This window comes from Chryseobacterium sp. SIMBA_029 (genome assembly GCF_046535275.1).
GTDB lineage: Bacteria > Bacteroidota > Bacteroidia > Flavobacteriales > Weeksellaceae > Chryseobacterium.
In genome coordinates, this window is sequence record NZ_JAWRXA010000697.1 from 1 (window position 1) to 246 (window position 246).

1 protein-coding gene is annotated in these 246 nt (G+C 33.7%); it reads left to right on the top strand.

Going from position 1 to position 246, the window contains the following annotated elements; translation table 11 throughout:
• Positions 1 to 199, top strand: a 199-nt coding sequence (locus SB679_RS25740; RefSeq protein WP_410705206.1) for a hypothetical protein, incomplete at its 5' end; no start/stop codon positions are given.
• Between the last annotated feature and the right edge of the window lie 47 nt (positions 200 to 246).

Below are 246 nucleotides of genomic sequence, written 5' to 3' on the forward strand. Positions count from 1 at the left end.
AATGACAACCATTCAGAATGTAAAAGATAAAGTTCTTGGCCAGTTTATTCCTAATAAATATAACTCTACCATACACCTAGATTCGGCCAACAGACCTCAAAATAACTCTGTAGGCTCTGAGATATTTGATACAAGTCTGTCAAAACCTATCTGGTTTAATGGAAACAATTGGACTGATGCATCAGGAAACATTGTTTAATGATATAAAATGTAAAAAAACGGCAACTATGAAAATGGTTGCCGTTT